We start from the raw sequence: 17,853 nt of genomic DNA on the forward strand, positions 1-17,853 counted from the left end.
GACATGAGCTGGTTCGAATCCCTAATCCTCGGTCTCGTCCAGGGGCTTACGGAGTTCCTCCCGATCTCCTCCAGCGCCCACCTGCGGCTGACCGCGGCGTTCGCCGGCTGGCACGACCCAGGAGCGGCCTTCACCGCGATCACCCAGATCGGCACCGAGGCCGCCGTGCTGATCTACTTCCGCAAGGACATCGCGCGGATCGTCTCCACCTGGTTCCGCTCCCTGTACACGAAGGCCCTGCGCTCCGAGCAGGACGCCAAGATGGGCTGGCTGGTGATCGTCGGCTCGATCCCGATCGGCGTCCTCGGTCTGGTCTTCAAGGACGCGATCGTGGGCCCGGCCCGCGACCTGCGGCTGACGGCCACCACCCTGATCCTCATGGGCATCGTGCTCGGCGTCGCCGACCGGCTGGCCGCCCGCGACGAGGAAGGCGGCCGGCACCGCGCGATCCGTGAGCGCAAGACGCTGCAGCAGCTGGGCGTCAAGGACGGTCTGATCTTCGGCGTCTGCCAGGCGATGGCCCTGATCCCCGGCGTCTCCCGGTCCGGCGCGACGATCTCCGGTGGTCTGCTGCTCGGCTTCACCCGCGAGGCCGCGGCCCGTTACTCCTTCCTCCTCGCGATCCCGGCCGTGCTGGCCTCGGGGGCGTTCGAGATCAAGGACGTCATGGAGAACCCGGGTCACATCTCCTGGGGTCCGACGATCTTCGCGACGGTCATCGCCTTCTTCGTGGGCTACGCCGTGATCGCGTGGTTCATGAAATTCATCACTACGAAGAGCTTCATGCCGTTCGTGATCTACCGGATCCTGCTCGGAATCCTGCTGTTCGTGCTGGTGGGAGCAGGTGTCCTGAGCCCGCACGCGGGCGAATCCGGAGGCTGAACCAGGGCCGTACAGGTCGCGCTATCTAGCATTTCCTAGCGCCTGATTGCAGCACCACGCCATGATCATCTCCCACTTGTCTCCCACTCATCTCCCACCGGGGAGGCGGGATACACCCCACTAGGACGTGTGCGTCCGCAAAGTAGGGGATCACGCGGAAGGGCCCGCACGTCCGTGCGGGCCCTTCCGCGTGGCGGCCGGCCCAGGTCAGTCGAGGCTGAGGCGCGCCAGCAGGCCCTGGACACGGCCGGCGAGCGCCTTCTCCGGGTCCGGGCTGATGGTGGCAAGTGCCACTGCGGCCGTCACGATCACGGCGCTCAGCTCCTTCTCGACGAGCCGCCAGCGCGGGCGGTGAGGAAGTCGAGGGTGTAGCGGTCGGGGTTGCCGTAGTCGGCCAGGCCCATGAGCTTGCCGGAGCTGGTCCAGTTGCCGAGTCCGAGGTGTTCGGCGACGCTCATCGCCGCAGTTCGATCAGCCCGAGCCCAGCTGCCTTGGCGCTATGCGGTGGCGTAGGGGTTGATGATGCGGTGCGGTCGGCGGGAGGTCGCCATGACGTTCTGCGGGAAGCGGGGGCCGGCCACGTAGTGGCGTCCCTTCGTCTGCCCGATCGCGGTGAGGACGTCGGCCTTCGTGAGGGCCTGCAGGTCCCGGGTTGCCTGCTGGGTGTTGATCGCTTCCTGCCGCTCGTAGCGCGAGCGGCGCACCCGGCCCACCATCGCGACCTCGTGGAGGGCAGTCACTTGCCGCTCGCTGATCCCGTTGGCGTCGGCGTGCTCCATCAGCTCGATCCAGACCTGGTTCGAGCGGTCGACCCGGTGCTGCACCCGCTGCGCCTGCTCGTGGTAGGCCCGCAGGTTGAACTTGATCCAGGGCAGGGTGTCGCGTTCGGGCGAGTACACCGGACCGCCGACCTCGCGGAGCACCTTGTAGTACTCCCAGGTGTTGCCGGGCATCCCGAGCCATTCCTCGATCGAGGAGAACTCAGGTGCGAGTACACCGCCGCGGGCGATCAGCAGGGTCTGCAGGGAGCGGGACAGGCGGCCGTTCCCGTCAGACCACGGGTGGATCTTCACCAGGTTCAGGTGCGCCATCGCCGCCCGGATCAGGACGTGCGCTTCGGTGTCGCCGTCGTTGAGCCAGTCCACGAGCTCGGCCATCAGGCCAGGCACGAGCTCCTGGTCGGGGCCGTCGTAGTCGGTGGCGAGCTCGTCGCCGGGCGCGGTGATCCGGATCGAGGTCTTGCGCCACTGCCCGGCGGTGCGCAGCGGGTGATGGTGGCCCTGGAGCATCCAGTGCAGCGCGTTGAGTAGTTCCTTGCTGTACCGGGAGTCGGCGACGTCGTGGAGTGACTGGATGTACGTCATCGCCTGCTGGCAGGCGAGGGTCTCCGCCTTGTTCTCCTCGCTGGCGTCGACCTCGCGTTCGCCGTCCATCAGGTCGGCGACGTCCTTCGCGTCGACCTGGTAGCCCTCGATCGTGTTCGAGGCCGCGATCGCGCTCGCGGTCAGCGCCTTGCGCAGATCCTGTGTCCACTTCATCGGCGCCTGCTGCACCGCGTCACGCAGGCGCTCGCGCAGGCCGTCAACCTCGTGCAGAACCTTGAGGTCCGCGGCGTCGAGCGCGGGAGTCTTATACAGCATGACTCAATGATACCAGCTACCTATCATTCCGGTAGGGGTCGGGAGCGCTGACCACGCCAACCTGCAGAGACGCAGCCTGCTCAAGCGGGCGATCGCCCGGGAGGTCTTCCGCTACCTCACGACACCAGTCACAGTCCCGGACGTCTCCGACCTCCGCCCGGCACGCCAGTCCAAAAACCCTCACCACCGTCGCCGAACACTTCGGCGTCTGGCCAGCAGTGATCTCCTGCAGCGAACGCGGCACACGCCGCGACGACGACCTCGCAGACGCCTACCACGACTGGCTCACCGCCGCTTGACCTCGGCCAGCCTGCCCACCCGGCGCGCCGTACGTGGCGTTCCCCTGCCCGGTCAGACCGACCGTCGTGGCCACGGCCGCCGGCTCACCCTCCCCGCCGCCCAAGCCGAGGTACTGCGCCTGGTCGAGTACATCGACAAGGACGTCGCCGCGTGGCTCGGACAGAACAGCCGCGTCCCACAGCTGCTGTCCACACGGCCGTGAACACAGTCGACGCGTCAGGCTACTGAGGAGAAGGCGGTCAATCTGAGAGGGGCGACGGAACTGTCCGGAGGAGCCCCCGCCCGGGGCGAGAGGCGGGCGCCCACACGGCGAGGGTCCGGCCAGGCCCCGCGGGGAACCGTGCGAGGCCGCTGCGGAACGGGGCGCGTGTTTTGTCGCCTGTCCCTCCAAACTACGCCCGTCGCCGCGGCCAAGCGCGCCCTGCAGGTCGGCCGGCAGGTCGGCCGGCAGGTCGGCCGGCAGGTCGGCCGGCAGGTGCCGACTTATCAGACTGCTGTACAAACCTAGCTAGGAGCGGAAGAGACATCCGAGGCGCCGCGGACGGAGGGAGCGCATGGCGCGGTCGACGACGCCGAACGCGCCTCGGACAGAGGTGCGGCGGACGAGAGCCGGCATTCCGTGCCAGCCATATAGGCCTTCGGGAGCTCCCGTTGGCGGTGAAGGGCAACCGAAAAGGCGCGTCCTCGAGCGAGCTCGGCCGGGGTCCGGGCCGCGACCCGGTTCGCGGGCCGACTGGGGCTCACCAGGCCGCAAGGTTCGTGCCGTGATCTTCAGCCCCGCCTGTTTCACGGCGGTGAGCATCGACTCGACGGCACACCCGGTGACCTGCATCCGATCGGCGCAGGCCACGATCAGCGGTTTCGGGGGCGCGTTTCCCGGGCGAAGAGAATCGTCGCGGGCTTCAGGACCTCGTCGCCCCGACGCAGGCGCCCTTGCTCTCCGCCCTCCTCCTGTGCAGTTCTTCCCGCTCGTCCGTGTGTACGGCCGCCACCTGGGCCGCGTTCATCTCGTACTCTCACCCAGCGCCGCACGGACTCCCGGGACATGTGCAGTCCACGCTCGGATGAGTACTCCGCACGATGCTCGGTCAGCCTAACCGCCCGGTAACGACCGCCAGCGCCCCCATCTCGATGGGCACGAGGCCCGTCTGTCTGATGGCTCATACCAGAGCGGCACAGAAGTCAGAACGGTTCCGACCGTCTCGGAAAGGGGTCGAAGCAGAGCAGCGTCCCCGTTGGAGGCGCAAAGCAGCGATAGTCTGTTTCAGGCGGCTGTCTCGGTGTCCCTGCCTGTGTCCCGAGCCGGCGGTGCGCTGTTGAGGGAGTTGGTCCCATGTGGGTGGCACGTCTGCTCGCCATTGCGCTCGCCGTGATGCTGTCGGCCACGGCGTGCACGGGAAGTGACGTGCCGGATCGTCCGTCCGGTGGGATGGTTGTGGCCACTGGCAACCCGGGCGGGGTGTACGCGGAGTACGGGGCCGGCTACGCCGAGGTGATCGGGCGGCGTTTGCCGAGTGTCTCGGCCCAGGTTGTGCACACAGGTGGAAGCGTCGACAACCTGCGTAGGGTGGATGGCGGGCAGGCGCGGGTGGGCTTCGCCTTGGCGGATGCCGCGGCTGACGCCGTGGCCGGGCATCCGCCTTTCTCCCGGCCGCTGCCCGTCGTGGCGCTCGCTGCGTTGTACGACAACTATGTACAGCTCGTTGTTCGTGCGGACAGCCCGGTGCGCAGTGTGAAGGCGCTGCGGGGTCTGCGGGTGTCGGTGGGTTCTGACGGGTCGGGTACGGGGCTGATCGCCGAGCGCGTTTTGAAGGTTGCGGGGCTTTCGCCGGAGAAGGATGTGACGTCGCTGCGGCTGGATGTGCGCGAGTCCGCGGCAGCTCTGGCCGCGGGGCGGATTGATGCGTTCTTTTGGAGTGGGGGTCTGCCGACGGCTGCGATCACGGAGCTGCGGCGTGGCACCGAGATCAGGTTGGTGGACCTGGGTGATGTGGTCGGGGAGCTCACCCGGTCGTATGGGGAGCTTTACACCGAGACCACGGTTCCTTCTGTGGTCTATGGGGCGCAGAGCGCGGTGACGACTGTGAGCGTGCCCAACTTCCTGGTTGTGCGTCGTGACATGCCGGCGTCGGAGGCGTATTGGCTGACGCGGTTGTTGTTCGATGGGCAGTCGCAGTTGATACGGGCGCATCCGGAGGCTCGGCGGCTGGATCGGCGGTCGGCGATCGCCACTGATCCGTTGGAGCTGCATCCGGGTGCGGCCCGCTGGTATCAGGAGTCGCACCCTTGAGGGGTGGCCGGGTTCAGGCGGTGGTCGTGGGGGTGGGGGGCAGTTGGTAGTCGTACGGTTGCGGTGAGTCCGTGGGGTTGCGCCGAGGCCAGGTGAAGTTCGCCGCCTCCGGCTTCGACCAGGATTCGCGTGAGTGCGAGTCCGAGGCCGGTGCCGGGAATGTTCTGATGCCGTGTGCTGCGCCAGAATCTTCCGCCCGCCTGGGAGAGTTCCTCCGCGGTCAGTCCGGAGCCTTGGTCCCGTACGGTCACCTCTACCCGGTCGTATGCCTCGTCCGCGGTGCTGCGCCGGTTGGCGGTGTCGTCGTCGCGGGGGGCGGGGGTGCGGGTCACGGAGACGTCCACCGGTGAGCCGTCGCCGAACTTGAGGGCGTTGTCGAGGAGGGCGTCGAGTGTTTGATCGAGGCAGCCGGGCAGGGACAGTGCGTTGATGTTGGTGGGTATCCGTGTGGTGAGGGAGATGCCTTCGGCGTCGAAGGCGGCTCGCCAGGCGTCGGCGCGGTGGGTGACGACGGCTGATACGTCGATGGGGGTTCGTTCTGCTTCGGAGGCTTCTGCTCTGGCCATGCGCAGCAGTCCGTCGAGCATTTTGCCGAATCGGTCGGCCTCTTCGACCGCGCTGTGGAGTTCGTGAAGGCCCTGGGGGTCGTTCACATAGTCTTCTACGTTCTCCACCCGCAGCCGCAGCGCGGTCAGAGGGTTGCGTAGCTGGTGGGAGGCTTGTGCGACGAAGGCGCGTTGTTGTTCCTGGGAGGCGTGCATGCTGTCGGCCATCGCGTTGAAGCTGTTGGCGAGGCGGCGCAGTTCCGGGGCGCCGGCCCGGTCTGAGACGTGGGTTTGCAATCGGCCTTGGGCGACTTCGTGGGTGGCGCGGTCGAGTTCGTGGATGGGGCGTAGTACCCAGCGGACGATGGGGGTCGCGACGGCGATCAGGACGATGGTGAGGGCGGTGAGGCTGCCGAGTATGACGAAGGTGAGGTAGTCGGCGACCTCGGAGCGTGCTCGGTCGGTGGGGGAGATGATCAGTACGGCGCCGAGGATGTGGCCGTCTCGTTTGATGGCGTCGGCGTGGATGAAGGGGCGGTTGTCCCATGGCCAGACGACGGTGGGTTGTTCGGGGGGCCGGTCGGCGAGGGCCTGGAGGAGTGCGGAGCGTACGTGGGGTTCTTTCAGGTTGACGGGGGTTGGGGCGACGACGATTTCTCGGTCGGCGTCGACGATGGCGACTTGTGAGTCGTAGAGGTGGGTGTAGCGGGTGGCGGCGGCTTCGAGGCGGCTGGTGCGTCCTGTTTCGAGGGCGGTGGCGGCCATGTCGGCGAACCAGGCGGTGTCCTGGACACGGCCGGTGAAGGAGGTCTGGATCGTGTGTTCGGCAGTGGTGCGTACCAGGGGCACGCTGAGGGCAAGAATGAGGCCGGCGACGAGGGCGCAGACGATGGCGAGGAGGCGGCGGTGCATGGGGGGCTCAGGGGCCGGTCGCCGGGGGTGGCGGGGTGGGGTCGGGGATGGTGAGGCGGTAGCCGAAGCCGCGGACTGTCCGCACGAGGCTTCCGGTGCGACCCAGCTTGCCGCGGAGGGTGGCTAGGTGTACGTCGAGGGTGCGTGACATGCCGTCGTAGGTGGTTTGCCATACCTCGACCAGGATTTGATCGCGGGCTACGGCGGCGCCGCCGGCGCGTGCCAGTACGGCCAGGATGTCGTACTCCTTGCGCGTCAGGGGTACGGGTTGTCCGTCGAGGGTGACCGTGCGCTGTGCGAGGTCTATTTCGAGGCCGTCGAGGGTGAGGGGGCGGTCCTGGTGGGTGGGGTGGTTCATGCTGCGTCGCAGGACTGCTTCGATGCGGGCGAGGAGTTCGGCGGTGCCGAAGGGTTTCACCACGTAGTCGTCCGCGCCGCTGCGTAGTCCGCGGACGCGGTCGGGCTCGCCTCCTCGGGCGGTGACGGCGATGACGGGGACGCCGCCTCTGGCTCGCAGTTCCCGGCAGACCTCGATTCCGTCGCGGTCCGGCAGGCCCAGGTCGAGTAGGACGAGGTCGACGGGGGGTGCGTTGAGGGCTTGCGCGGCGTTGGCGGCGCGTTGCACGTCGTAGCCGTTGCGGCGCAGGGCGCCGGCGAGGGCTTCGGCGACTCGGTTGTCGTCTTCGACGACGAGTATGCGCAACGCGTCCTCCCGGTGCTTCCTGGCTGGTCCTGCGCCCGGGGGAATGTGTGCGGTCGGTGCAGGGTGCGGCCTTGGATACCAGCGTAGGAGTGATCCAGGTCACTGAATCCTAAACCTACGTTAAGAGGGCCGGCGTTCTCTGTCCCCTTCCGGTCACGGCTGCCACGGTCTGAGGTATCGCAGCGTTCAGTCCGAGGAGGCCGTCATGGGCATGGTGGAAGCGCCGTCTGAACCGCGACAGCGGACAGCCGAGGACCTGGTGGCCGAGTTCGACCAGGAGCGGCCCGCCCGCAAGCTCTCGCCCGCGGTGTCCGCGACTGTGTCCGCGATGTGTGCCGTGCTGTCGGCCTTCGTGCTGTATGCAGTGTTCTTCCCGGTCGCCAGGGGCGGCCAGTACTACCTGACGCTCTTCCTCGCCGCGACACTGCCACTGATCTTCTTGACACACCGCGGAACGGTGCGGGTGCCGGCTTTGGCGCTGCCGTGGCGTCGGGGCGCGGCAACGGATACCTCCACGGGGGCAGTGAAGGCGGTGAGAACGGCACGGCGTGACGACCCGGGCCTGTTCGACTGGATGCTGGCCGCCTGCGCCCTCGCGGTGTGCCTCTACCCGCTGCTGGAGTTCGACGCCTTCATCGAGCGGCGTCAGCTGCCCACCTCGCTCGACGTGACCATGGGCATCGCCATGATCATGCTGGTGCTGGAGGCGTGCCGGCGGACCACCGGCTGGGTACTCCCCGCGTTCTGTACGGCGTTCCTGCTGTACGCGTACTACGGCGGGCTGCTCCCCTACCAGTGGTCGCTGGCGCACGGCGGCTTCGACGTCAACGCGATCTCCGCCCACTTCTTCATGAGCACCGACGGGGTCTACGGCGTACCGCTGAATGTGGCCGCCACCTACATCGTGCTGTTCACCATCTTCGGCGCCGTGCTCGACATGTCAGGGGCCGGCAAGTTCTTCATCGACCTGTCGTTCGCGGCGTTCCGCGGCTCCCGCAGCGCCCCCGGACGCACCGTGACGGCGGCCGGTTTCCTCCTCGGCACCGTCTCGGGTTCCGGTACCGCCACCGCCGTCAGCCTGGGATCGGTCGCCTGGCCCCTACTGCGCAGGGCCGGCTACAGCAAGGAGGCGGGCGGTGGAGTCCTGGCCGCCGCGGGCATCGGAGCGATCCTCTCCCCGCCGACGCTGGGAGCCGCGGCGTTCATCATCGCCGAGTACCTCAAGACCGGCTACCTCACCGTCCTGCTGTACGCCCTGGTGCCCACGCTGCTGTACTACCTGGGCATCCTCCTGGCTGTGGAGATCGACGCCCGCAAACACCAGGCGCGGCCCGTGATCGACGAGGAAGCCGTCTCGGCGTGGAGGCTGCTGGGCCGGTTCGGCTACCACTTCCTGTCCCTCTTCATGATCATCGGTTTCATGGCGATGGGGCTGCCCCCCTTCCGGGCGGTGGTCTACGCCACCGCCCTGCAGTTCCTGCTGTCCTTCCTCGACTCCCGACACCGGATGACCCCGCGCCGGCTGTACACGGCGCTCGCCGAGGGCAGCAGGTCCGTACTCCCGGTGGTCGCCACCTGCGCCGCGGCGGGCATCATCGTCGCCGTCGTCACCCAGACCGGCCTCGGCCTGAACCTGGCCTCCGTCATCGTCGACGCCGCCGGCATGTTCGGTGACAACCCGACGGTGGAACTGGTCATGACCGTCATCTTCGCGGCCCTGGCCGTGTCGGTCCTCGGGCTCGCGGTCCCGGTCACCGCCTCGTTCATCATCTCCGCGGTCATCATCGCGCCCGCGCTGCTCGCCTTGGGCGTGAGCATGCCCGAGGCGTACATGTTCATCTTCTACTACGCCGTACTGTCCGAGGTCAGCCCGCCCACGGCGCTTGCTGCGGCCGCCGCGGCCGCCATCACCGGCGGCAACCCGATGCGCACCATGGTGGCGACCTGGAAATACTCGCTGCCCGCGTTCCTCGTACCGTTCGCGTTCGTCCTCACCGACAACGGCTCCCGACTCCTGGGCACCGGAAGCCTGACAGGCGTCCTGTGGACGACAGCGGTCTCCGCCCTCGCGGTCGCCGCGCTCGCCGTCGCCACTGGAGGCCGCCTGCTCGGCCCGGCAGGCCCCTTGGAGCGTGGGCTGTGCGTCATCGCCGCCCTGTGCCTGCTCTACCTCGAACCCGCCGCGATCACCACCGGCCTCATCGCCCTGGCTCTCGCCGTCGGTATCCGCCTGGTACGGCGCGGGCAGCGCTCCCCCACACCCCACACCACAGATCCGACAGGTCCCGGCCTTCAAACCGAAGCCGTCACGGAAGGACACCTCCCCTCATGAAGCACCACACGCGAACCACACGCCTGGCCGTCCCCGCCCTGGCCTTCGCGCTCGCGCTCGCCGCGACCGCCTGCGCGGGAGGCAAACAGGACGACAAGGGGGCCGCGAACAGTGGAAAGGGAGGGCGGCTCACCATCGCCACCGGACCCACCACCGGCGTCTACTACCAGATCGGCGGCGGACTGGCCGAACTGATCTCCGACAACCTCGACGGCTACCGAGCCACCGCCGCCACCACGGGCGCGTCCGTGCAGAACATCCAAGGCCTCCAGGCCGGAAGCTACGACATCGCCTTCTCCCTGCTCGACACCGCGCAAGACGCCGTCGAAGGCAAGGGGAGCTTCGACAAACCACAAACCGTCGAAGCCCTCACCCGCCTGTACCCCAACTACACCCAGATCCTGGTCCGAGCAGACTCCGGGATCGCCTCCCTCCAGGACATGAGAGGTAAACGAATCTCCACCGGGGCGCCCAACTCCGGCACCGAGGTCATCGCCAGACGGCTGCTGAGCGCCGCCGGCCTGGATCCCGTCAAGGACGTCTCGGCGCAACGACTGGCCCTGCCCGAATCGGTGGACGCCATGAAGGACAACACGATCGACGCGCTCATCTGGTCCGGCGGCCTGCCCACCGGCGGCATCACCGACCTCGTCACCAGCCTCAAGGACAAAGTCCGCTTCCTCGACGTCACCGCGCAACTCCCGGCACTGAGCAACACCCACGGCGGCGTCTACCAAAAGGGGACCATCCCCGCGGCCGTATACCACCAGCCGGCGGACGTGCCCACGATCGTGGTGCCCAACGTTCTGCTCGTCAAGAAGGGCTTCGACCCCCGACTCGCGGGAAAGATCGCCGACCTCGTCTACGCCAAGAAGAACGCCCTTGAGAAAGTCAACGCCGCCGCCACCGAAATCGACCCCGCCCAGGCCGGCAACACCGCCCCCGTCCCCCTCAACCCCGGCGCCGCAAACGCGCTCAAGGCCCTCACCCAAAGGCCCTGAAAACCCACACCCCAACCCACGACCCAGACCTCGACCCCGACCGGCGGCCTCCAGACCACCAGCAATCTTTCCGCCCACTCCCCCGCGATCCGCTGCCCAGGGCGCCCGCGTTCCCCGGCCCACGTGCCCGACCGCCGCCCTCCCCCAAGGGTGATCACGATGTGCGCCACCAGACCGTCACACTCCCGCAGCTTCCCGATAGCCGCGGACATACAGGCAGTACCGAAAACCCGCCGGCTCGTACTCGCCGTCGTCCGCGGATGGAACCTGCGACTGACCGGCGAAACACTCGACGAACTCGCCCTGCTGTGCAGCGAGATCATCGCCAACGCCGTACGGCACACCACCGGACCATCCACCGTCACCGTCCTGTGGACCGGCACACGACTACGCGTCGAGGTCACCGACACCGCACCCGAGTTGCCCTTCCCACGAGGATGCACACACCACGCCGAGAGCGGCCGCGGCCTCATGCTGATCGCCGCCATCGCCACCGACTGGGGCACCACACCCACCCCGACGGGAAAAGCCGTCTGGTTCGAGATGACACCACCGCCCCCACCCCCCACGGAAACAGCCACGACCTCTTTCCAGACAAGCCCCAAAAAACCGACGACGCCCACACCCAAACTGCCATACCCCGCCCGCGACGCCGCCCTTGAAACATACGGGGCGGCATGACCGCCTCGACACCCATGCCTCTCGGCGGACGTGGAGGAAAGAGGCGGGCGCGGAACCCGGCGCGGCGTCTCCTTCGGGGCCGGCTGCGGAGGAGGGTGTGCCCTGCACGGTATGCAGCGTGCCGTCCTCCAGCCGGACAAGGTCCCCGTCCCGTACGGTCACCGCGACGCGTGGAGTGCCGGCCAGGCTGCTGGCGCTCACGGGCTGCCCCGGAGCTCGGGCAGGGCGTCCGCGGCCGTGTTGAGGACTTCGGCCAACCGAGTGGCCAGCCCCGCGTTGCAGCCTCCCAGCTCGACCCTTCCGGTGCCGTTGACCGAGTATCCGGCCCCGGGGCTTGGGACGATAATGCCTACGCGGGCGAGCGCCTCCTTCATGCCTGCCGCGGCGGCTTCCCCGGCGCGCATCGCGTCGTCCTGCCGGGCGGATCGCTCCGCACGGTCCTTGAACGTCATCGTCATCGGTCTACCTCCGCCGTCTCGTGCAGGGTGGCCAGTGGGATCTCGCACTCTCGGCCGCCGCTGGCATCCACGCGACGCAGGTACGCCATCCGCTTGAGTTCCTTGCCCGACTCGGGGTGGCGGTGCACCACCAACGCCGTCACCCGCCGCCCTTACCGAGACAGATCAGTGAAGACCGTTCTGAGCAGGTTGGCGGGGAACTCGAAAGTATCGCGGTACTCCGGCTGCGCCATGATGTCGACCGTAGGGTGACATGACGCCCGGTCAGGGGACAGGGTGTCCCCCCTCGCGAGGGGGGACACCCTGTCGCCCTTGTTGTCGCTCGCGCGGGGGACGGACCGTCAGGCAGTCGCCGCCAAGCAGCAGGCTCCAGCACAGACTCGAGCCCTCCAAGATCCCCGACAGAGTCAAGCTAAGGAGCGGGTGCGACCGATGTGTTTGAGGCCGGACCGCAGCTGGGCGAGGGTGATCCGGGCGGCCCTGGCCGGGGTGGAGCCTCCACCGATCCCGGAGCGGTCATCTTCGTGGTCGCCTGACACTTGGCGAGTGTCAGGCGACCGGTGATCAGGGAGAATCCTCAAAGAGCCGCGCAACCGGAGGCGGGCGTGGCCGTGCTCATCGGGCTGTAGAACACGGGGTCGTTGGAGCCGCCCTTGAGGGGGACGGTGATCTTGTCGTTGGCTTCCCACGGGAATCCGTCGGCATCGAAGGTGAACGTGCCGGTCACCGTCTTCGCCTGCACCGCTCGGGCCACCCAGTTGTACTTGTGAGGCTGGGCCGACAGGGTGACGCTGTTGGCTGTGGTTGTGGAGCTGGTCCACGTGAATTCGTTCGACACGCTCAGCGAGGACGTTACCTTCGCGACGACGGACGAGAGCGCGCCGGTCTCGAATCCCGCCGTGACAGTGACGCCGAGAGTGGAATTGAAGCCCTTCGCCGTCGACACCGTGAAGGTGTAGTTGTACGGATTGTCATACGGGTTGTACCACTGCGTTGAGATGCACTTGGTCGGCAGCGGGGCCGCCTCCGATTCGCTCTCCTCCGTCCAGTAACACGACCACGTCTGGGTCTGGCACCTGTCCGCGGCGTACTTCACGGCCACGGCCTTGGCCTGGTCGGCAGGGTTGCTGCCGACGAAGAAGAACATTTGGTTGTCGCCGCTGTGGCAGTTGTAGAGGCCGACCCAGGCGTTGTCATGGTCGCTGCGGTTTAGCAGGTCCATGCATTTGCCGGAGTTGATGTGGCGCATTCTCCAGCCGATGGATGTCGGCTGGATCGCCCACCTCTGGGTGGCCTGCCCTTGGCAGGTCCACTGGCGCAGACCGTCGTCCCCCCACCCGACGTCGATGCACTTGCCCGTCCCCGAGTTCACAATCTGGAACGTGTTGTCCTGGTTGACGTTGAAGCGCCACTTCGCCGTGTTTCTCGTGGCCGGACGTCCTGAGTCGATCGTGACGATTCGGGCTCCGTCGCTGGTGGAGGCGCCCTCCACGTCGATGTTCCTTCCGTTGATGGCGACGAAGCTCAGACAGTCCAGGTTCGAGGAGGTAAATGTGCACGTCGCGGCATGAGCCTGGCCTGCAGGCAGCGGCGACAGGGAAATTGCCAGGGCCAGGAAGGCGGCGGCCAGCAGGGTGATCAGGCGAGGTGAAGGCGCTGACGGCACGCCCGAACTCGCGGTCATAGTCGGTGCCACGGGGGCTTGTCCCTTTCTTCTCACGCCCCTCCCGCGATCGGCCGAGCGCCGGCCGCAGGAGGGGGCGGAAGAAGCATCGGCCCTCATGCCGGGCAGGCGCCTGCGCACAATTACCCGTTCGCTTACCTGCCTTGCGCCTCGGGAGAGCGCTCCCGGATCGAGCTCACCCGGGCGAAGGTGCTGAGCCCCCGTGGATGGCCGAGCCCTGGCCTGTGCTTCGCCCCTGACCAGGGCGCGCCACGTGCCCTGCGTGCTGCAGCGCCTGGCGCTTCGTCAGGGCGCGGATGAAGATTGGCGGTCAGCCCATTTCGCTACCTGTGTGCGGGATGTGAAGCCGAGCTTGACGAGGATCCGCTGGACGTGACCTTGAACCGTGCGGGGCGACAGGACCAGAAGGGCAGCGATCTGCTTGTCGGCCAGTCCCTGAGAGACCAACTCGGCAACCTGCCGTTCGCGGGCCGTCAGCGATGCCGCAGGCGCCTCCTGCGGCTGCCTGAGGCTCTTCGGAACACCGATAGCCTGTTCGACAGCCTGATGGGGCATCACAGCCTCGCCCGCCTGCAGCACGGACAGGAAGCGGTCCTCCCCCAGCTCCCGGCGCAGCCGAGCCTCGCACTCGGTGCGGTGGTGGAGCAGGCACCCCACGCCGGGCAACGTGCTTCCGATCTGCCGCCACAAACGCTGTGCCGAGCCCAGCAGCTGGGCCCCTTCCAGGGCTCGGCCCTGCAGCGTCCTGGTCCAGGCGAGGACTTCCAGGCATTGGGCGACACCCAGGCGATTGTGGGCGGGCCAGCCAAGGCGCAGGCTCTCCTGGAGCAGATCAGCGGCCTGTTCGTATTCTGCATGCAACAGGTGCAACAGGCCGCTCAGCCACAGCGACCAGGAGCGGGACCACCGGGCGTCGTGTCTCTCGCATAGTTCAAGGCCTTCACGACTGAGGTCGGCGGCACGCGGGTCGCCGGCCAGACAGCAGGCGAGTCCCAGGAGGAAGAGCGTGGACCAGGTCTCACCGAGCGCGCCCTGTACCCGGTACCGGGAGAGGACGTTCTCGAGCAGCGGTATGGCTGTTGTGAAGTCGTCCTGGAAGAGCGCGGCCAGGGCGGCGAGCTGCTCTGCGTCTGTGCTGGCACGTTCATCGCCCAGGGTTTCGGCGAGAGCACGGCATTGAGCCACTCGTGAGGCGGCGGCATCGTGGTCACCGCGTAGGAGGGCGAGCCAGCCGTCTGACCACACTGCAGATGCCTTGGCACGGTTGGGCTCTGGAGACATGGTGAGGGTTTGCGCAAGCCAGTGACGTTCCTCCTCCAGGCCGCCCGCCCCCAGCCGGTGACTCCACAGGGCGGCGGCCATGTCCAGGCCGGGCTCACTTTCACCCGGTTCTTCGAGACAGAAGGACAGGGCAGCGCGCAGATTGGACCGCTCTTCGTGCAGACGTGCCATCCATATGGTCTGCCGTTGGGTGAACCACTCCTGGTCGGCGCGCAGGACCAGCTGGTGGTAGTGGTCGCGGTGGCGGCGGCGCCAGGTGGCAAGCTCGCTGCGTGTCTCCAGGTGTCGGCGGGCGTAAGCACGGACGGTCTCCAGCATGCGGAAGCGCACACCGGCGATACCGTCCTCGCGGATGAGAACCGACTTGTCGACCAGGCCGGCCACCAGGTCAAGTAGCTCGGCAGCACCCACCACGCTGTCGGTGCACACTGCTTCGACAGCGTCGCGATCAGCGCTGCCGGCGAATACGGACATGCGCGCCCACAGCAGTTGTTCCGCAGGGGTGCAGTGGTCGAAGCTCCAGTCCAATGCAGCGAGCAGCGTATGGTGGCGGGGCAAGGCGGTCCGACTGCCTCGGGAGAGTAGGTAGAAACGGTCGTCCAGATGCTGCAGGATCTCCTGGCAGGTCATCGTCCGAAGGCGAGCAGCGGCGAGTTCGACGGCCAAGGGGATTCCGTCGAGACGGTGACAGATGAGCGCGGCGGCGTGGGCGTCCGACTCTGTGGGCGCGAACGCGCCGATCGCGGCGGCGCCGCGCAGGGTGAACAGCTCAAGCGCGTCGTTCACCACCGTTGCATCGGCTGGTACGAGGGCATCGGGGTGCGGCGCTCGAAGGGGCGGCACGGTCAGCAGGTGCTCCCCCTCGACCGCGAGGGCCTGTCGGCTGGTAGCGATCACCTGCAGGTCGGGCAGCGCAGCCAGCAGCGTGGCGATCGCTGTTGCGGAGGCCTCCAGCAAGTGCTCGCAGTTGTCGACGACCAACAGCATCCGTCGGCCCTGCAACTGACGGGCCAGAGCGGCCGTGATCGGCCGTCCCGCCTCGTGGTCAAGGCCAAGGCTCTCCAGCACGGCGTGTCCGACCAGGTCCGGCTGTTCCACAGCCGCAAGGTCCACCCTCCAGACCCCGAAGGCGTAAGCACGTGCAACCTGGGCAGCAAGGCGCAGAGCCAAGCGCGTCTTCCCGATACCACCGGCACCGGTCAACGTCAGCAACCTGGTCCGCGACAGCACCGCACGCCCAGCGGCAAGTTCCTCACGACGGCCCACGAAACTCGTCATATCGGCAGGAAGGTTCCCCTGGCATCGCGGACTGGTCCGCATCAGCAAATTGCTCCTTGCTGCCCCCTCAAGAAACGGCCGACACAGACGCCGGGCACGGCAGGCGAGGCACTAGTGCCGCCGCAAGGTGGCCATTCCAGCATCTGAAGGGCATTGTGAGTATTCACCCCGACGGGTGAGGGTAGAGAGACACCTCAACATGCCTGCTGCACGTCCGCATAGTGGACACCGTTGCCGCGATTACGCGTGCGCCCCCTTACTGTCCGCAATGTGATTGCCCCGGCGCAGCCGTATGATGCGCTGACCCGCGTGGCGTAGACCAGCGAACGGACAGCCTGTGCCGATGAGTGCGCTCGGCAAGTGCGCGGCCTCCCCAAGCTGCTGCAGCACGTCCTCGGTGGCCCAGCGACCCCGCCGACCACCAGCATCCCAACCACGCGAGACCGCGGCGGCGCCCGAGCCCCTTGGGCGGCTCGGTGCCTGGCTCCTCCGCGGTGGCCGGCTCCGCCGGGACGCTCCGCGTGATCACCGCCGCCATCTCCGTGGCGAACTTCTGCTTCTGGCAGACGCGCACAGGGTGCCGTCGTCGCCCCAGTGGGCCGCCGGTACCACCCGCACTTCCGGGCCCCCGCCTACCACTCGGTCATCCCCGTCGTGGTGACCACGCTCATCCACCTGCAGGAGCACGGCGCGGACGCGGTGGTCTGGCGGCGTGGGAGCCGCCAGCGAACACGAATGCGACGACGGCGCCCGGAAGGCCACATCCATGGCCAGCCACGACGAGCGCTCCTTGGCCTTCTCGGTGGCCGGCGACTGGTTGTGCTCGATGGGCCTGCCCAGCACGGTCGCACGCCGCGCCTGCGCGTTCCTCGATCAAGGGTTACACCATTCGTTTCGTTCTACACTCCCAGTTGACGCATGACAGTGCGGTGCCACCGCGTGATGACAGTCGCGGGATCGCCAAAATAGGACCAGGGCACCACCGTTGCCTGGCCGGCGAGTAGCTTGAAGAGGTAACCCGCTTCGTTGTACAGCCCGCCGGCGCACGTCGCGTGCAGCAAGTAGTTGAAGTCGGCGACGTCCTGCGCCCGGTAGATGCCGTCCCACTTGACGACCCATGTATCCCAGGTGCGACGGGTGTCGGCGAGTGCTACGTCGGAACTCCAATGCCGACGTAGGAAGAGTGCCATGTCACCCTCACGTTCAAGGCGGTAGCGGTACTCCTCCAGCCGCGAGACCTGCAGGAGTACGGCGAGTGGCGAGCCCGGCGCAGTGCTGTCCACCACGTCCCGGGCGAAGTCGTACATGGTCCCGTGCGTGCCGTGCCAGCGAGCGGACACGTGGCGCAGCGCCTGGTTGTGCGCTTCGCGGTTGTCCCGGTGCCGAAGTATCAGCTCCTTCCACCAGCGGTTGAATTGGCGGTGCCCACCCGGGTAAAGCCGGGCGAGGGTGAGGAGCGATACCCAGGGCACAGGGTCGTAAGGATGTGCGTCGGCCGCGCGGAGGCAGGTCCGTACGGCCATGTCCAGCCGGTCCTGGCCGGCGGCGCCAGGGTCCCCCGCGGCCACGGCGAGGTTGAAGCAGCGCAGCACCTCTGTATCCGCGCGCAGCACCAGCGCGTCCGGATCACCCGGCCGGGCGGTGTACCACTCCTCGGCGATGGTCGTGCCGGCCGTGGACTGGGCGAGCAGGCGCACCCGGTGGGTGCGGCGGTCCCAGTCGCGCCCGGTGGAGTGGAGCAGCTCGGGAAGACCCTGCCACCGGCCGATGGCGATGTCTTGGCGCGCCTTCGCAAGGTCCCGGTCCCTGAGCGTCGCGTCGAATTCGGGAGTGAAGGGCTTGCTTCCCGGTGTCATGGCTGCGCCC

General features: G+C 67.8%; 15 protein-coding genes. 6 read left to right on the forward strand and 9 right to left on the reverse strand.

Annotated elements, in window-relative coordinates; genetic code table 11:
• Positions 1-3 precede the first annotated feature (3 nt).
• A complete protein-coding gene (locus ACZ4YL_RS27605; RefSeq protein ID WP_468120213.1) occupies positions 4-882 on the forward strand; it encodes an undecaprenyl-diphosphate phosphatase in 879 nt (292 codons plus the stop codon).
• A 317-nt stretch (positions 883-1,199) separates the two neighbouring features.
• Here ACZ4YL_RS27605 and ACZ4YL_RS27610 read toward each other — a convergent pair whose 3' ends face one another.
• Together ACZ4YL_RS27610 and ACZ4YL_RS27615 are read right to left on the reverse strand one after the other, a co-directional pair.
• Positions 1,200-1,340, reverse strand: coding sequence for a hypothetical protein (locus tag ACZ4YL_RS27610; RefSeq protein ID WP_468120215.1), 141 nt, complete (start codon positions 1,338-1,340; stop codon positions 1,200-1,202).
• Between the two features lie 39 nt (positions 1,341-1,379).
• Complete coding sequence (locus ACZ4YL_RS27615) at positions 1,380-2,522, reverse strand: Fic family protein (RefSeq protein ID WP_468120216.1); 1,143 nt, start codon at positions 2,520-2,522, stop codon at positions 1,380-1,382.
• Between the two features lie 295 nt (positions 2,523-2,817).
• Here ACZ4YL_RS27615 and ACZ4YL_RS27620 point away from each other — a divergent pair, with 295 nt between their 5' ends.
• Both ACZ4YL_RS27620 and ACZ4YL_RS27625 read left to right on the forward strand, forming a co-directional pair.
• Positions 2,818-3,024, forward strand: a complete 207-nt coding sequence (locus ACZ4YL_RS27620; RefSeq protein ID WP_468120217.1) for a hypothetical protein — start codon at positions 2,818-2,820, stop codon at positions 3,022-3,024.
• 1,131 nt (positions 3,025-4,155) lie between these two features.
• Entirely contained in the window at positions 4,156-5,112 is a 957-nt protein-coding gene (locus ACZ4YL_RS27625) for a TAXI family TRAP transporter solute-binding subunit (RefSeq protein ID WP_468120218.1), read from the forward strand.
• Here the strand turns inward: ACZ4YL_RS27625 and ACZ4YL_RS27630 are convergent.
• On the reverse strand, positions 5,094-6,569 hold the full coding sequence (locus ACZ4YL_RS27630; protein WP_468120219.1) for a sensor histidine kinase: 1,476 nt from the start codon (positions 6,567-6,569) through the stop codon (positions 5,094-5,096). The genes ACZ4YL_RS27625 and ACZ4YL_RS27630 overlap by 19 nt on opposite strands.
• A 7-nt stretch (positions 6,570-6,576) precedes the next feature.
• Positions 6,577-7,272, reverse strand: coding sequence for a response regulator transcription factor (locus tag ACZ4YL_RS27635; RefSeq protein ID WP_386391030.1), 696 nt, complete (start codon positions 7,270-7,272; stop codon positions 6,577-6,579).
• Between the two features lie 205 nt (positions 7,273-7,477).
• On the opposite strand from ACZ4YL_RS27635, the gene ACZ4YL_RS27640 reads away from it, so the two are divergent.
• The 3 genes from ACZ4YL_RS27640 to ACZ4YL_RS27650 all read left to right on the forward strand — a co-directional run bounded on the left by ACZ4YL_RS27640 (position 7,478) and on the right by ACZ4YL_RS27650 (position 11,286).
• Positions 7,478-9,604, forward strand: a complete 2,127-nt coding sequence (locus ACZ4YL_RS27640) for a TRAP transporter permease (protein WP_468120220.1) — start codon at positions 7,478-7,480, stop codon at positions 9,602-9,604.
• Entirely contained in the window at positions 9,601-10,605 is a 1,005-nt protein-coding gene (locus tag ACZ4YL_RS27645; RefSeq protein ID WP_468120222.1) for a TAXI family TRAP transporter solute-binding subunit, read from the forward strand. Before ACZ4YL_RS27640 ends, ACZ4YL_RS27645 begins: the two co-directional genes overlap by 4 nt.
• Before the next feature lie 159 nt (positions 10,606-10,764).
• A complete protein-coding gene (locus ACZ4YL_RS27650) occupies positions 10,765-11,286 on the forward strand; it encodes an ATP-binding protein (protein WP_468120223.1) in 522 nt (173 codons plus the stop codon).
• Between the two features lie 197 nt (positions 11,287-11,483).
• Here the strand turns inward: ACZ4YL_RS27650 and ACZ4YL_RS27655 are convergent, their stop codons facing one another.
• The 5 genes from ACZ4YL_RS27655 to ACZ4YL_RS27675 form a co-directional block, all read right to left on the reverse strand.
• Positions 11,484-11,744, reverse strand: a complete 261-nt coding sequence (locus tag ACZ4YL_RS27655) for a hypothetical protein (protein ID WP_468120225.1) — start codon at positions 11,742-11,744, stop codon at positions 11,484-11,486.
• The gene (locus ACZ4YL_RS27660; RefSeq protein ID WP_468120227.1) at positions 11,741-11,887 is read right to left on the reverse strand and encodes a hypothetical protein; all 147 of its coding nucleotides are present in this window, start codon (positions 11,885-11,887) and stop codon (positions 11,741-11,743) included. The genes ACZ4YL_RS27655 and ACZ4YL_RS27660 overlap by 4 nt, the downstream gene beginning before the upstream one ends.
• Before the next feature lie 434 nt (positions 11,888-12,321).
• Positions 12,322-13,428, reverse strand: coding sequence for an RICIN domain-containing protein (locus tag ACZ4YL_RS27665; RefSeq protein ID WP_468120229.1), 1,107 nt, complete (start codon positions 13,426-13,428; stop codon positions 12,322-12,324).
• A 285-nt stretch (positions 13,429-13,713) separates the two neighbouring features.
• The gene (locus ACZ4YL_RS27670; protein ID WP_468120231.1) at positions 13,714-15,987 is read right to left on the reverse strand and encodes an ATP-binding protein; all 2,274 of its coding nucleotides are present in this window, start codon (positions 15,985-15,987) and stop codon (positions 13,714-13,716) included.
• Between the two features lie 899 nt (positions 15,988-16,886).
• Entirely contained in the window at positions 16,887-17,843 is a 957-nt protein-coding gene (locus ACZ4YL_RS27675; protein WP_468120233.1) for a hypothetical protein, read from the reverse strand.
• Positions 17,844-17,853: the final 10 nt, after the last annotated feature.

It is taken from the genome of Streptomyces sp. NPDC030021, assembly GCF_055574035.1.

Bases quoted from the DNA above. Each gene is read 5' to 3' on its own strand.
- ACZ4YL_RS27605 (WP_468120213.1), top strand. From the start codon at position 4: ATGAGCTGGTTCGAATCCCTAATCCTCGGTCTCGTCCAGGGGCTTACG.
- ACZ4YL_RS27610 (WP_468120215.1), bottom strand. From the start codon at position 1,340: ATGAGCGTCGCCGAACACCTCGGACTCGGCAACTGGACCAGCTCCGGC.
- ACZ4YL_RS27615 (WP_468120216.1), bottom strand. From the start codon at position 2,522: ATGCTGTATAAGACTCCCGCGCTCGACGCCGCGGACCTCAAGGTTCTG.
- ACZ4YL_RS27625 (WP_468120218.1), top strand. From the start codon at position 4,156: ATGTGGGTGGCACGTCTGCTCGCCATTGCGCTCGCCGTGATGCTGTCG.
- ACZ4YL_RS27630 (WP_468120219.1), bottom strand. From the start codon at position 6,569: ATGCACCGCCGCCTCCTCGCCATCGTCTGCGCCCTCGTCGCCGGCCTC.
- ACZ4YL_RS27640 (WP_468120220.1), top strand. From the start codon at position 7,478: ATGGGCATGGTGGAAGCGCCGTCTGAACCGCGACAGCGGACAGCCGAG.
- ACZ4YL_RS27645 (WP_468120222.1), top strand. From the start codon at position 9,601: ATGAAGCACCACACGCGAACCACACGCCTGGCCGTCCCCGCCCTGGCC.
- ACZ4YL_RS27650 (WP_468120223.1), top strand. From the start codon at position 10,765: ATGTGCGCCACCAGACCGTCACACTCCCGCAGCTTCCCGATAGCCGCG.
- ACZ4YL_RS27655 (WP_468120225.1), bottom strand. From the start codon at position 11,744: ATGACGATGACGTTCAAGGACCGTGCGGAGCGATCCGCCCGGCAGGAC.
- ACZ4YL_RS27665 (WP_468120229.1), bottom strand. From the start codon at position 13,428: ATGACCGCGAGTTCGGGCGTGCCGTCAGCGCCTTCACCTCGCCTGATC.
- ACZ4YL_RS27670 (WP_468120231.1), bottom strand. From the start codon at position 15,987: ATGACGAGTTTCGTGGGCCGTCGTGAGGAACTTGCCGCTGGGCGTGCG.
- ACZ4YL_RS27675 (WP_468120233.1), bottom strand. From the start codon at position 17,843: ATGACACCGGGAAGCAAGCCCTTCACTCCCGAATTCGACGCGACGCTC.